Source organism: Enorma sp., from assembly GCF_982429025.1.
Genome location: NZ_CEWCAA010000004.1, coordinates 45,524 through 59,282, shown reverse-complemented (window position 1 = coordinate 59,282; position 13,759 = coordinate 45,524). Strand labels below are relative to the sequence as shown.

9 protein-coding genes and 1 tRNA gene are annotated in these 13,759 nt (G+C 58.6%); 1 reads left to right on the top strand and 9 read right to left on the bottom strand.

The features are described 5' to 3' along the window. Positions 1 to 123: 123 nt before the first annotated feature. The 5 genes from AC1VS5_RS01650 to AC1VS5_RS01630 all read right to left on the bottom strand — a co-directional run bounded on the left by AC1VS5_RS01650 (position 124) and on the right by AC1VS5_RS01630 (position 5,897). Positions 124 to 1,053, bottom strand: a complete 930-nt coding sequence (locus tag AC1VS5_RS01650) for a 1-phosphofructokinase family hexose kinase (protein WP_019128140.1) — start codon at positions 1,051 to 1,053, stop codon at positions 124 to 126. Positions 1,054 to 1,208: 155 nt separating this feature from the next. Beyond that, positions 1,209 to 2,912, bottom strand: coding sequence for a phosphoenolpyruvate--protein phosphotransferase (ptsP, locus tag AC1VS5_RS01645; protein ID WP_481217479.1), 1,704 nt, complete (start codon positions 2,910 to 2,912; stop codon positions 1,209 to 1,211). Between the two features lie 142 nt (positions 2,913 to 3,054). Beyond that, on the bottom strand, positions 3,055 to 3,318 hold the full coding sequence (locus tag AC1VS5_RS01640; RefSeq protein ID WP_019128138.1) for an HPr family phosphocarrier protein: 264 nt from the start codon (positions 3,316 to 3,318) through the stop codon (positions 3,055 to 3,057). 617 nt (positions 3,319 to 3,935) lie between these two features. Then, positions 3,936 to 4,012 (bottom strand) — tRNA-Arg (locus AC1VS5_RS01635). Positions 4,013 to 4,187: 175 nt separating this feature from the next. After that, a complete protein-coding gene (locus tag AC1VS5_RS01630) occupies positions 4,188 to 5,897 on the bottom strand; it encodes a DUF6020 family protein (protein ID WP_481217478.1) in 1,710 nt (569 codons plus the stop codon). Positions 5,898 to 6,037: 140 nt separating this feature from the next. Between AC1VS5_RS01630 and AC1VS5_RS01625 the strand changes: the two genes are divergently transcribed. Beyond that, on the top strand, positions 6,038 to 6,979 hold the full coding sequence (locus AC1VS5_RS01625; RefSeq protein WP_481217477.1) for a glycosyltransferase family 2 protein: 942 nt from the start codon (positions 6,038 to 6,040) through the stop codon (positions 6,977 to 6,979). A gap of 70 nt (positions 6,980 to 7,049) precedes the next feature. Here AC1VS5_RS01625 and AC1VS5_RS01620 read toward each other — a convergent pair whose 3' ends face one another. The 4 genes from AC1VS5_RS01620 to AC1VS5_RS01605 are packed head-to-tail and all read right to left on the bottom strand — an operon-like array spanning position 7,050 to position 13,728. After that, positions 7,050 to 9,155, bottom strand: a complete 2,106-nt coding sequence (locus AC1VS5_RS01620) for a hypothetical protein (protein WP_481217476.1) — start codon at positions 9,153 to 9,155, stop codon at positions 7,050 to 7,052. Position 9,156: 1 nt separating this feature from the next. Then, positions 9,157 to 11,589: a glycosyltransferase family 2 protein gene (locus AC1VS5_RS01615; RefSeq protein ID WP_481217475.1), complete on the bottom strand. Its 2,433-nt coding sequence runs from the start codon at positions 11,587 to 11,589 to the stop codon at positions 9,157 to 9,159. Beyond that, on the bottom strand, positions 11,579 to 12,646 hold the full coding sequence (locus AC1VS5_RS01610) for a glycosyltransferase family 2 protein (RefSeq protein ID WP_481217474.1): 1,068 nt from the start codon (positions 12,644 to 12,646) through the stop codon (positions 11,579 to 11,581). The genes AC1VS5_RS01615 and AC1VS5_RS01610 overlap by 11 nt, the downstream gene beginning before the upstream one ends. Next, positions 12,646 to 13,728 carry a glycosyltransferase family 2 protein gene (locus tag AC1VS5_RS01605; RefSeq protein WP_481217473.1) on the bottom strand — a complete coding sequence of 361 codons (1,083 nt, stop codon included), beginning with the start codon at positions 13,726 to 13,728 and terminating at the stop codon, positions 12,646 to 12,648. Before AC1VS5_RS01605 ends, AC1VS5_RS01610 begins: the two co-directional genes overlap by 1 nt. Between the last annotated feature and the right edge of the window lie 31 nt (positions 13,729 to 13,759).

Below are 13,759 nucleotides of genomic sequence, written 5' to 3'. Positions count from 1 at the left end.
TCCGTCCTGGACCAGTTTCCGAGCGTACCGACACGGACGCCAAAAGAAAGCCCCCATGCCGAAGCACGGGGGCATCGCACATCCTCAACGAGGCGTTAACGCGTGAAGACGCACCAGCAGGCGCTAGCGCGGGAGCTTGCGGACGGTCACGCGCTTGCTGTACTCGTCCACATGGCCGAAGTCGCCCAAACCGACGCTCTCGGCAACGTTCGCGCCCGTGGCCATAGCGAGCTTGAGCGCCTCCTCCACGTTGTCCCGATCCTTGTACCACTTGAGCAGGAAGGCAGCGAGGGTGCAGTCGCCGGCGCAGACGGAAGACACGAGCTTAATGTTGAACTCGCGCTTGGCGTACCAGATGTCCTCGCCATTCGAGAAGTAGGCGCTGCCGCGGCTGCCCATGGTGAGCAGGACGTTCTGCACGCCGGCCTCGTGGGCGAGAGCAAGGGCGCGACGGGCGTCGTCGTCGGTATCGATCTGGACGCCGAAGATCTCGCGCATCTCGTGATGGTTCGGCTTGATGAGCAGCGGGTGCGTGGAGCAGAGCGTCTTAAGCTTGTCGCTCGAAAGGTCGAGCACCACGTCGGCGCCGCGATCCTGAGCATGCGCCACGACCTTGTCCAGGAAGTCCTTGGAGGCCTTCGGGGGCAGCGAGCCGGAAACGATCAGGCAGTCGAGGTCGCCGGTAGAGTCGAGAATGCGGAAGAGCTCCTGCTCGTTCTGCGGGGTGATCGCGGGGCCCGGGTTCAGGATGCCATGCTCGGACTGACCGTCGTTGAAGTAGGAGTTGATGCGGGTCACGCCATCAATCCAGACGGGGCGGCAGAGGCAGCCCATGTTCATGGTCTCATCGACCACGTACTTGCCCGTGAAGCCAGCGAAGAAGCCGAGCGCCACGGAGTCGACGCCGAACTTCTTGAGCGCGAAGGACACGTCGAGGCCCTTGCCGTTGGCGGTATAGCTCGCCGAGAAGGAGCGGATGTTCTCGTTCGGAACAAGCGGCGGGCAGGAAACGGTCATGTCGACCGCGGGGTTAGCAGTCAGCGTATAAAACATAAGACAGCTACCATCCTTTCATACTAATGCTGCATGGCGCATAGCTTAGGCGCGCCATGCAGCAAAATCAAGCGTCGCGACCCGGATGCTTACCGAGACTTAACGCAGCCGTGCACGGTGGTAGGAGCGCGACCGGGTGCGGGCAGGCAACAAGCCTAGCGCGCGGCCTCGGTGAGCGCGGCCTTGACCTCTTCGGCGGTCTCGAGCTGCATGACCTTCGCCTCGAGGGCGTCGGCGTCGGCCTTCGTCCACTGGGAGATGACCTTGCGGGTGCGCAGGACGCTCGGCGCGGAAACCGAGAACTCCTCCATGCCCCACGAGATGAGGAGCGGCGTGAGCAGCGGATCGGCAGCAGCCTCGCCGCACATGCCCACCATGATGCCTTCCTTCACGCCAGCCTGGATGATGTTCTTGATGGCGCGCAGGACCGCCGGGTAGTACCAGCTGTAGAGGTAGGCGACCTTGTCGTTGCCACGGTCGGAGGCCATGGTGTAACCGGTGAGGTCGTTCGTGCCGATGGAGAAGAACGCGGACTCCTTGGCGAGCAGGTCGGGGATGTTGGCGGCGGCGGCCGTCTCCATCATGATGCCGACCTCGATGTTCTCGTTGAACTTGTAGCCCTCGGCGCGCAGCTCTTCCTTGCACTCCTCGACGAGCGCCTTGACCGAGCGAATCTCCTCGACGCAGGTGACGAGCGGCACCATGATCTTGATGTCGCCGAATGCGCTCGCGCGGAGAAGCGCGCGCAGCTGCACCTTGTACTCATCGGCGTTATCGAGGCAGTAGCGCACGGCGCGATAGCCCATGAACGGGTTGTCTTCCTTCTGGAGATTCATGTACGGAATCTCCTTGTCGCCACCCACATCGAGCGTGCGGATGATGACCGGAGCGCCCTTGAGCGTGACCGCGGCCTTGCGGTAGGCCTCGAACTGCTCCTCCTCGGTGGGAAGCGACGTGGCGTCCATGAAGAGGAACTCGGAGCGGAAGAGACCGATCGCCTCGGCGTCGTGGTCGACGGCGCCCTTGGCGTCCTCGGGGTTGCCGATGTTGCAGGCCAGGACCTTTTTCTCGCCGTCGGCCGTGACCGTGGGCTTGCCGCGGAAGGACTCGAGCGCCGCCTTCTCGGCCGCGAAGGCCTCGGCGCGCTGCTGGTAGTCGGCGAGCTGCTGCTCGTCGGGCTCGCTGATCACATGGCCGTTGATGCCGTCGACAATGGCGACCATGCCGCCGTGGAGGGCGCCGCAAGCATTGGAGACCGAGAGCACTGCCGGGATCTCGAGGGCACGGCAGATGATGGCGGAATGCGAGGTGCGGCCGCCGACCTCGGTGACGACGCCGACGACGTTCTCCTTGTCGATGGTGGCCGTCATGGACGGGGTGAGGTCGTGCACGACGACGATGCTGCCGGCGGGAAGGACGGAGAGGTCGACGACCTCGCGGCCGAGGAGCTCGGCCAGGATGCCGGTGCGGATGTCGGCGATGTCGGCGGCACGAAGGCGGAACATCTCGTCGTCCATGGAAAGGAACATGTTCTCGAACATCGTGCTCGTCTCGACGAGGGCCTGCTCAGCGCAGGTGCCGCCGTCGATGGCGGTGGTGATGCCGTCGGTCATGCCGGGATCCTGGGCGAGCATGATGTGGCCGCTCATGATCTCGGCCTCGTTCTCGCCCACGGTGATCTTCATGCGGTCGGCCTGGGCCTGGGTCTTGGCGCAGAAGGCATCGAGGGCGGCCTGGTAGCGAGCTTTCTCGGCGGCGGTGTCCTCAACCGCGTGCGGCTCGAAAGACAGGTCGGGCTCGGCGGCGACAACGACGGTACCGATACCGATGCCCTCGGATGCGTTAACTCCCTCGTACATTTTTATCCTCTCTCCATTGCCGCGGGCGTGGCCGCGCGGCATGCGGATATGTGAAAGCGCAGGCACCGACAGGGCACCTGCGCTCACCATATGAACTCAGTTGTTGTGAGATCCGTTCAACACGAGATGGACGGCAACTGGGCTACTCGCCAAGACCGCTCTTGATGAGCTCGATGGCGGTGGTGAGAGCATCGGCCTCATCGGCGCCGTCGCAGCGGATCTCAACCTCGGTGCCGCAGGGGATGCCAGCGGCCATGAGGGCCATCGGGGACTTGCCGTTGACCTCCTTCTCGGGGGTGACAACGGTCACGTCGCAGGCAAACTTGCCCATGGTAGAGGCGAAGAGGCCCGCGGGACGCATGTGAAGACCCTGGGGGTTGACGAGGGTGACCTTCTCAGAAACCATACTTGTCTCCTTTTTCTGGATGCCCACAACGGATGCGCCGTCGTGGGGTACATCAACGACTCTCCTAGTGTACCCCATACCGCGCCGGTTGGTATGGAAAAACGGATGAGTGGTTCGGGATGTTGCGGAGTAGGATGCGCACCGGAAACCGACGGCGGGACGGCAGGAAGTGTTTTCCCCTTTGCTGCGGTGCCGCGTCTGGCTTATTTCGGGCAAGATTTTGCCGAATTAACAATTTAATACACCCCTATTTCTGCCATTTCTTGCCCGAGTTTGATTTAGGGCGATGACAACGCCGCAAGCGCCTCGGTCGCTGGAGAGCCTCCAGAACAAAACTCCCGCCAAAGGATCGAATTTTGAAGGACCAGCCGAGTACTCCCAACCGAAGAGGTATAAAAGCCGCAGGTAGATACACCGGCTTAATAGCGGCTACTTCGACCCCACCCCAAAATTCGATCCTTTGGCGGGAGTTTTGCTCGGTGTCCCAAATTGGAGGCCCATTCAAGTCGCAGGAACGGTGACTTTGCAATCAGATGCTCGGGAGTGAGGCTGTCTTTTGGCCAAACGAGAGCGGCCGCACGGGATGTTATTTCCCGCGCGGCCGCGTTATTCATAGCTGGTGCGCCCAGGGGGATTCGAACCCTCGACCTTGAGATTAGAAGTCTCCCGCTCTATCCAGCTGAGCTATGGGCGCATGCGTGCTAGTGCATGGATGATTATAGCCTATGGACGAGGGCGCGGCGAAGTTGGGCGCGGATCCTATCAAACACCGTGGTGGCCTCGATGGCCTTGTCATCCAATACGTCCCCATATCCGCGCATCAAGCTTTCGCGTATCTTCATCTCTTGCGAACGCGCTTCCTCTTTATGTTACAACGCCTGGTAAGACGAATCGACATCCACCATCACGGTCTCGTTTTCCCTATCACGCGTCAAGTAAAGAGGCCCTTCAACGGTTGACCAACGCAACGCCAGCACGGGAAACGCTACAAACAACGGTATGGCCAGTACGAGCGCGTAGCAATAGCGTAAGCTGTAGGCAATCGGAGAAGCAATGATGAGCGTTCCCCAGAGCAGCAACATAGGAATAAGCGCGCAGGCCCACTGCCATTGACGGTTTACCGCCAGCACGGCGAGCGATGCCAACATGATGAGCGCAAACAACGCGCAAGAGAAATAACCATGCGGCTGAAGTAGAGAGCGGAGTGAAACGCCGGTCAGCGACTCGATGACGTCAACCTGTGAAACCGTCGACCCGCTCCACATATCAAGCTGCACGTAAGCAACGTTTTCGTTGGCGCCCATTAGCGGATCCCAAAAACCCGCGTTGCTCATGAGAAACCCCTCAAGATATAACTGCGGGTTACGCAGTCCCATATCGAGGTAGGCGCGCACAAATCCAAGTTTATCCTCAGAAAGCGCAGAAGCGTTGAACGATGGGTTCCACTTTACACTGTCCACCAGCAATGGGCGATATGCTGCCTTCCAGGTCTCACGCGGCATAATGGAATAGAACACGTCCTCAGCTTCAGGCGAAAGCTCTCCGTCGTAGGCAATCACGCGGGCAACCTGTTGAATCGGTACGCCCAGGCTCTCGACCGTAGAAGAGCTATCGACACCCAGGCGGGAATATACCGGCCCCTGCACCACGATAATGACGAGCAACGTGGCAAAAAGCGGGACAAACAGGCTCACCAGCGCCTCGCGAATCTCTCTCCGGCACACAACCAGCAGGAAGACAGCGGCAGCCAGCACGATGTACTTGCCGTTGTTGCGTGCAAAGGCTACAAGCAGCGCCGAAACGCAAAGCGAAGCAACCTGCGCACGAGAAATCCTCCCCCGTGTGAGCACAGCATCGGCAAAACACAAGCAGAACCACAGCACGAACGTGGAGAACGTCGTATCCTTCCACAGCGATACCACGTAATACGGAAATAATGGGAAGAGCGCAAAGAAGCAAGCGGAAAACGCACAACCGACTCTTCCCACCCCGTGACGATTCAGCCATAAGACCGTATATGAGCACACCGCCGCCATGACCACCGCTTGGAAGGCCATCATCAGCGCACAGCCAATAAAGAGGTTGTATCCGGCAAGCTTCAAGCACACCTTCCACTCAAAGGTGTAGAGCAAGGTATGCTGGTTGGACAGCGGGACCACGCCATATGCCTGGTCGATGACGTTGAGAGTGTCCGAGTATACGCCGCCCGGGAACCACGTCAACATATACGGCAACCAGCAAACGAGCATTATCACGGCAAACAACAAGGCCATACGCACGGTCACGCGAAATGAAGCTCCCTTGCCTCTGCCTGCAAAGATGAACGCCACTCTTGAAAGGACCACAATGGTCGCAGCGCTGATGACCGTAAATAGGAGGAACCACCATACATCGACCGCCGTAAACGGACTGAAGGTCACCTCTTCCATCGTCCCCAAAATGACTTCGCCCGCAGCGGCCTCTTGAGGGGAAACCGTGTGAATATGAAGGGAGAGCATTCCGATTAGACCGAAGAGCGCCGAGAAAAGAACGAGACTGCTTGCGGAATACCACCTGAAGTCAATCTGGCGCAGTTTCATCGAAGGCCCCCGTTCAATAGACATGCAATGCAAGCAAGATTCAGCACGTCAACAGACATGCTAGAGCATCCCATATTCTATAATCTAGTGCGCGCGCCAATAGCGCCTGCCCTATGATATCGATTCTGGATAGGACGCACATGCCTGGTCACTCCATCGCCGTACTCATTCCGTGCTATAACGAGGCACTCACCATTGCAAAAGTCGTTGACGATTTCCATGCGGCGCTTCCACAGGCGACCATCTACGTCTACGACAACAACTCAACCGATGACACCGCCACCATTGCAGCAACCCATGGCGCCGTGGTCCATTACGAGCCCCGCCAAGGCAAGGGCAATGTCGTCCGGCAGATGTTTCGCGACATCGAGGCCGATTGCTACCTCATGGTCGACGGCGACGACACCTACCCTGCAGAATCCGCCCCAGCGCTTTGCGCGCCCATCCTCAACGGCACGGCTGACATGACGGTAGGCGACCGCCTGTCCAACGGTACCTACGCACAGGAGAACAAGCGAGCAGGACACGGCTTTGGCAACAACCTGGTGCGCGCGATGATCAAGTGGATCTATGGATACGGCTTCGAAGACGTCATGACCGGGTATCGCGCATTCTCGCGCGTCTTCGTCAAGACCTGCCCGGTGCTTTCAGCAGGGTTCCAGATTGAAACCGAGCTTTCCATCCATGCGGTTGATCGTCGTTGGCGCATCGTGGATGTTCCCATCGTCTATCGCGACCGGCCTGAGGGGTCCGTGTCAAAGCTCAATACCGTATCCGACGGGGCGCGCGTGATCATGGCCATCGCATCGCTGTTCAAGAACTATCGACCGCTCAAGTTCTTCAGCCTCGTCGCACTCATCCTGCTTGCCGCAGGTCTTATCGCGGGCATTCCGGTTATTCTCGAATACTTCAACACCGGACTCGTCGAGCGCTTCCCCACCGCCATTCTTGCAGTCGGTTTCGTCTTTTTGGCGAGTCTCGCCTTCTGTGCTGGGCTCATCCTCGACACCGTTGCCAAAAGCGAGCGGCGCGAATGGGAGCTCGCCGTTTATCGAGAAATGAATCGAAAGACGAGCAGATAAGAAAGCCGAAGCGGTGATACCGCGACATGACTTTTGCACAACACCGCTGCAACGCTAATCGCCCTATCTCCTACCACAAAAATGAAAGCGCCTGCTTCACACCATAGTAGATTGAGGGGAAGGCCTCCTTCAGCGGGCCATAGCGCCCGTCGATGAAGATGCTCCACACATTAAGCCCCAAGCAGAGGAGCGCCGCCACGACGACCACCAGATGAAACGCCCATGCTGCAGAGCCCGTACCAACACGCCGCTCCAGCATAAAGAGCGCCAGCACGGCGGGCAGCAGCAGGAAGAACGAGAAATCAGCCATATACCGCGCGGTAATGCCGGACGCCTGGATATCGAACAACATGAGCACAAAGCCGATGCCCATGAGCACGAGGGCGAACCCGCGCACGGGTCCCAGCGTCTTAAAGCGCCGTGAGCAGAACGCAAACGCGGCGAGCGCGATGGTGCAAAACGCGTAGAATCCGCCGAACATGGGCTCGGAGCTCGTATACCCCTGGTAGCCGCTCACCACCGAAACGGTCGTCATAAAGGGGAATTTACCCGTGAGCGCCAGAGGCTGGAAGAGATACGAGAAGATGCCGAGCGGGAACCGAGCCAGCTCGATGCCGCGCTTGGTCATATCGTTGCTCGTCAGGTTATACGTCGCGCCGAAGTCGAACGGAGAACCGAAGCGCACAGCGTTGTACGCCATGACGGCAATGCCCACAAGAACAAACGGCACCATGACGCATGCGGTGTTACCGATGCCGCGTCGCGAGAAGAACGCACGATAGCGCGTAATCTCTTCCCAGAAGAGCGGAAACGCCAGCAGCGCGCAGAGCACGAACGACTGGCGGCAGCCCAGCGTTAGCGCAATGCACGCGGCTCCAAGCACCAGAAGCGGTGCAGAGACCTCGCCCTCGCCGCGCTTGGCTGACAGCCAGCACACCAGGCCCCAAGCAACAAACGCCAGCGATGAGATGATAGGGACCGAGTACACGACAGGCAGATAGCCGAGATAGACCAAGCCGGTTGCCCCGCACAGCAAGAAGTCGGCGAGCAGGAAAAGCCCCAAGCTCGGCCGGAGCTGAAGCAGTCGATTGCAGAGCAAAACCAGCAGGGCCTTAATCGCAACGATGAAGAGCGCCCCATAGAAGAAGACCGCCAGCCATGTTGGCATATCGTGACCCGTCAGTAGCTTAAACGGCACGAAGAGCATGAGCGCGGGAACCGGGCCAAAATACGAGTAGAACTGCCCGTCGTAATACGCGAAGTCGGTGATACGTCCCGAAAGTTCCGACTGTCCCGCCTCTTGCAGCGCGACGGCACGGGCACCCGGATCATACGGGTTTTCGAGCTCACGAATAGCCTCGGGTACCTCCTTATCAATCACCACGCTCCTCGACAAAAAGGCGTTTGCCAAGTCGTCGTATTGGTCGTGCGCCTCCCAGGTGTCATTGGTCGAAAAGCCCCGGTACGAAAAAGCGCCGAACGCACCAACCTCCACCACGGCGAGCACGACGATGAGTGCCTTCTGGGCCTTCGAACGCCACGAAAGCGACGTGCGAAACAGCGGAGAGGAGGGTCGGAATGCGAGCACGAAGCACGCCAGCACAAAGACGACGCACAAGCGGAGCGGCGAGAAATCAAACGGCGCCGTCGCATTAGCTACGAAGCCCTCGTCAACGGAAAACGTATAACCAGCGGCTTCGTTAATCCCGATGCGCAGGCTTTGTGACTCGCCCGCCGTATGTAATTCGAGATAGCGTGATGCGGGGACGACGAGCGTAAGCTCTTCCGAGGGCAAGGCCGTATAGGTCGAGTTCGCCTCATCGGTCATAAAGACCGTGATATCCAGCGCCATGTCATCGCATGCGCTCAATCCGATGAACAGCGTACTGACATGAGCGTTGATTCCGGTGAGCTCCAGATAGGCATTGTCTGGATCTGTAATCGTATAGGTGCTCCCCTGGACCGTAAGTCCCGCCGAGGGCTGTACATCCAGCGAAACCGGCGTGTTGCCCAGCGAAGTCCAATGCAAGAGGTTGAACAAGCCGAGCTCGCACACGAGCGCAACCACCGCCGAAAGAACAACGGTAATTGTCCAGAATCGTCGGCTGGTGCAATTTCGCCCCGGAGCGCCCTCCGACACCGCAGCCCGTCTCATATGCTTCGCGATCATCGTCATGCTACTCCCCTAGCCCGAAATACGTGCTCTCAGAATCAAAGGCGGGGTTGCCATAGGGGTCGCCCTCGGTGAAGATGCGTGGCCAGGCTTGGATGAACATGCCCTGCTCGCGCTTCCAACGCACAAGCTTCTCCTGGTCAGCCAATTCACGCCCCCGCGAAGTGAACTCATAGTGATAGAGCTCAGCATACGGCGTGCAAACAACGAGATATCCGGCCTCGCGCACGCGCAAGCAGAAGTCGACGTCGTTGAACCCCACTGCAAATGCCTCGTTATACCCGCCCACCTGCTCAAACACAGAACGGCGAACCATCTGGCAAGCCCCGGTCACGGCGCTGAAGTTACTGGGGCGAATCGCGCGTCCGCGATATCCCCCGCGCTTGGGCGGGAAATTCTGGTTTACATGCGCGCATGCCTGACCCGGCCCAATCAACATTCCGATATGTTGCGTCAACCCATCGCGGAAATATAGCTTGGCGCCAACAACGCCCACCTCGGGACGCTGGAGGTGGCCGAGCATTTCCTCAATGGCATCTGGGCTGATAAGCGCGGTATCATTGTTAAGCAGCAGTAAATATTCACCAGAGGACGCCGCAACGCCGAAGTTGATGAGAGACGAGTAGTTGAAACCCTCGCCCTTCCATGTCACGATGCGCACGCGACCAGCACCACGCTCGATCAGGCGATCGTAGCAGGCAAAGGTCTCGGGCTGCTCGCTGTTGTTCTCAACGATTACGAACTCAAGATTATCGTAGGTGGAATGCTCCAAGAACGACGCAACGCACTCCTCAAGCATATCCGCATGATCGCGCGAGGGGATCACGACACTCACCAACGGATGCGGCTGGGGGAGCTCGTAGCGAACGCGATACACGAAAGGCTCGCCCGCATCCTCAACGGTAGCTGCAATGCCACGCTGCACAAAGTGCCGCCCCAAAGCAAGGCGTCCGGCCGTATGCGCATACGGCTTGCTCTCTGCAGAATCCCCCGCCGTAGAACCGGCATGCATGCGCCAGTGGTAGAGAACACGTGGAATATGCTTGAACTTCGCACCGGCGGCAAGCGCGCGAAGCGTCAGGTCATAGTCCTGCGCACCTGCCACATCGACCGATGAAAGCCCGATCTGATCCAAGAGCTCGGCACGCACCGCCAAGAAGTGCGTCACGCAGTTGTGGCTATAGAGCAAGTCAACATCAAGCGCGCTCTTAAAGACCGGCTGACAAAGCAGGCCGTCCTCACCGATGTGGTCCTCGTCAGAATAGAGAACGGCAATTCCTGGATCAGCCTCCAGCGCAGCGACATAGCAATGAAGCGCATCGGGCTCAAGTAGGTCGTCATGATCCAAAAACGCAATGAGCTCACCGCGGGAGGCTTCGATGCCCACATTGGTATTGGAAACGATGTCGGTGTTCTCAGAGGGGGCAATAATCCGAATACGATTATCGGATGCCTTAGCAACCGCCTGGGCAACCACACCGTCCTCGGGAGACCCGTCCACCAAAAGGAGCTCCCACCGTGCATAGCTCTGAGCCAACACGGAATCGATCAACTCAACCAGGTAGCTTCCATTCGAACGGAAGCAGGGCACCACAATGCTAACCAGTGGGGACAGGCCACGCTCCGCCGCTCGCTGCGCAGCAAGCTGACCTGGTGTTGCCCGATGCCGCTCGAACCACCGGCGATATTCCTCGTCATCCGCGCAGGCATCGCTCATGTAGGCATCAGAGGCACCCCGAAGCGCATTGAAAAAGCGGCCGTCGAGCGAGCAAAAACCCGACGCAACGTGCCCAGATGAATCTTTGGCAACAATCACGAAGTCTCGCGGGGAGCCCTTTACAAGCACAGACAGGTACAGACGATGCAGTCTTACGCCATCCTGTGTCAGCAGCCCGGGTTGGTACTCAAATACATGCGAAGTGAACTCAAGCGGCTCGCCGTCAGCGCCATACACGGCAAGCCCAGGCTGGGCGTCTGCATCGCCCTGCCAATCAATCCGGATACGCCAGACATCGTCCTCAGCGCCCTGAAAACCGTGGTCAAATGCAAGGTAATACCCGCCAGCACAATAATCGCAATCGAAATCGCGTATAGCTGCACAGAGCGCTGGCTTGGTTCGATACGCAAGAATCGACGCCACCTTAAGCGCATCAAACCGCACGGGGAACGAATCGACGACAATGCCATGCCCTAGCATCTCAGCGCGGGCAACCCGGCTGTTGAGAAACGGCATAACGAGGACTTTATACGCGAACGAAGCGTCGAGACCAAGTTTGCGAACCTTCCGACGCTCCAAGGCAAACAGCGATGCCGGAAGCTCTCGCTCGCCCACCAGCAAGCGAGCGGAGCACGCGCCCTCCCCCTGCGACGCAGGAATACGCAGCAGCGAATACACCTTTCCTGCACTCCGGCAGGAAACCAGCCGCTTAATTCCCATTCGCTCCCCTTAGCAATCGCTTTGCCGCTCGTCCAGCGGCGCGCTTCCTTCCATACCGATAGCAATCAAACGCAAACATCAGGCGCTCACGGTGCACCGCGCCCTTCAGCTCGCCCACATCAAACGCAGCGTCGATCAATGCGGAAACCGCTTGTGGCAAATCGGCTCGCGCCGCGTCAAGCAGCTCTCGATACGGCGCGAGCATTTGACCCGTTAAAGCGAAGATCTCGTCAGCGGATGCAGGGGCAAGGTCGAGCGCATCGTACAAAACAAACGTGCAGAGCCAGAACGCCATATCCGCGGCATGCTCATGCAAGAATCCCGCCTGCTGCCAATCGGCGAAAATAGCACCGGCAATCGTCACATGTTCCATGAGGCGCTTCCCGGGCGTAGCGCGCAAACGGTCCATCAAGGAACCGGGACGGCTCACGCGATAGTCATACAGCTTGTCAGAGATAAGCGCCGTCTTGCTCGAGCGCGGATACACCGCAAACGCAAAGACCTGGTCCTCGCCAAAGCGAAGATCTTGCTCAAAGGCGATGCCAGATTCACGTAGGAAATCAGTCCGGCATGCCGTACGCCAAGAAAACGGCAGCGAGCTCTCCTTCAGGACTAGGTCCATGCTGAATGCATCGTACACCACGTCCCTTGGGCTCAGCACATGCTCGAGCCACGGGTAGCCGTCCTCGGCCGGATACGGATTGGCGCCAAACGTAAGCACGTCAGCACCCGTCTCATCCAAAGCAGCAACAATGCGCTCGCAAGCATTCGGCGTGTAGCGATCATCAGAATCCAAGAAGCTCACGTAGGGTGCCGAAGCGGCATCAATGCCAGCGTTGCGAGCCGATGATAGCCCGCCGTTCGGCTTATCGATAACACGGATACGTGCATCGCGATCGGCGTACGAAGCAAGCACGCTGCGCGACCCATCGGTCGAGCCATCGTTTACGCACAGAATCTCAATGTCGGAAAGCGTCTGCACCTCGAGCGAATCAAGGCACCATGGGAGGCAATCTTCCACGTTATATACGGGAACAACCACAGAAAGCCGCGCCATTATGCTCGCCCCTTGCTTTTCTCGGCAAGGACCTTCGCCACCAGGCGCATACCGCCTAGCCGGTAATAATGCTTAAACGTATTCAGCTTGCCCGGCTTCATGAGCTCATCATGCGCCGCACCAAAACCCTTGGGGTTGCGAATAAGGGCATGCAGGTCCGCCTCCGTCCAAGCCGGGAACAGCGAGAAATCAATGTTCCCCTGCTCAAGGTCGCATGCAAGCTCCTGCGAGGCGCGCTCCAAGAACTTCGCCCCCAGCTCCGGCGCTAGGCGCTCATAATTCCACATGTAGCTGTCGTACTTCATTCGGCTCTTGATGCCCTCAAGCCGCTCGCGCAGGTCAGGATGCTCACACAGGAACCGTTCAATCTCCGCATACTCATCGCAAACGCAGTACACCTTACCAGGCGAATTGACAGATGACGCCTCGTTATCCTGGCGATAGCTCAGCACCGGCTCATCAAGGAACACCGCACGCTTGGCAAGCGCCAAGGTTTTGAAGCTGAACGAGCAATCCTGATACGCAGCGCCCGGGGTCTCCAAGAACCTCACGCCATGCCGCAGCAAAAACTCGCGCTTATACACCGCAGACCAGATGGATGGCTTCTGATAGAAGATATCCGGTTTATCGAGCGGGCAATAAGCGCCAACAATATCTGCGCTTACGACCTGCCCACGCTCGCGACGCTCAGATGGCACAGACCAATAGAACCAGAAATCGGCCTTCGCCATATCCGCCGAGGCGTCCTCCGCGGCGCTCACCAGATGCTCGAGCGCATACGGCTCAAAGAAGTCATCTGACTCCAAGATACCAATGTAGGTTCCACGCGCCTCGTCCAATCCGCGATTCATCGAAGCGCCGTAGCCGGAATTCTCCTTATCGATGATGCGGATGCGCCCATCACGTGCGGCATATGCACGCAAAATCTCCGGCGAGGAATCCGTAGACCCATCGTTGACACAGATGACCTCGATATCCGACAGCGTCTGCGAAAGCGCCGAATCCAAGCATTGCTCAAGATAGCGCTCAACGTTATACACAGGTACGAGCAAGGAGACCTTAGGTGTCTGCATCGATGCCATGCGTTCCTCCGCCTCATTCACAGAAACGGGC

Bases quoted from the DNA above. Each gene is read 5' to 3' on its own strand.
- AC1VS5_RS01610 (WP_481217474.1), bottom strand. From the start codon at position 12,646: ATGGCGCGGCTTTCTGTGGTTGTTCCCGTATATAACGTGGAAGATTGC.
- AC1VS5_RS01640 (WP_019128138.1), bottom strand. From the start codon at position 3,318: ATGGTTTCTGAGAAGGTCACCCTCGTCAACCCCCAGGGTCTTCACATG.
- ptsP (WP_481217479.1), bottom strand. From the start codon at position 2,912: ATGTACGAGGGAGTTAACGCATCCGAGGGCATCGGTATCGGTACCGTC.
- AC1VS5_RS01630 (WP_481217478.1), bottom strand. From the start codon at position 5,897: ATGAAACTGCGCCAGATTGACTTCAGGTGGTATTCCGCAAGCAGTCTC.
- AC1VS5_RS01625 (WP_481217477.1), top strand. From the start codon at position 6,038: ATGCCTGGTCACTCCATCGCCGTACTCATTCCGTGCTATAACGAGGCA.
- AC1VS5_RS01615 (WP_481217475.1), bottom strand. From the start codon at position 11,589: ATGGGAATTAAGCGGCTGGTTTCCTGCCGGAGTGCAGGAAAGGTGTAT.
- AC1VS5_RS01605 (WP_481217473.1), bottom strand. From the start codon at position 13,728: ATGGCATCGATGCAGACACCTAAGGTCTCCTTGCTCGTACCTGTGTAT.
- AC1VS5_RS01650 (WP_019128140.1), bottom strand. From the start codon at position 1,053: ATGTTTTATACGCTGACTGCTAACCCCGCGGTCGACATGACCGTTTCC.
- AC1VS5_RS01620 (WP_481217476.1), bottom strand. From the start codon at position 9,155: ATGACGATGATCGCGAAGCATATGAGACGGGCTGCGGTGTCGGAGGGC.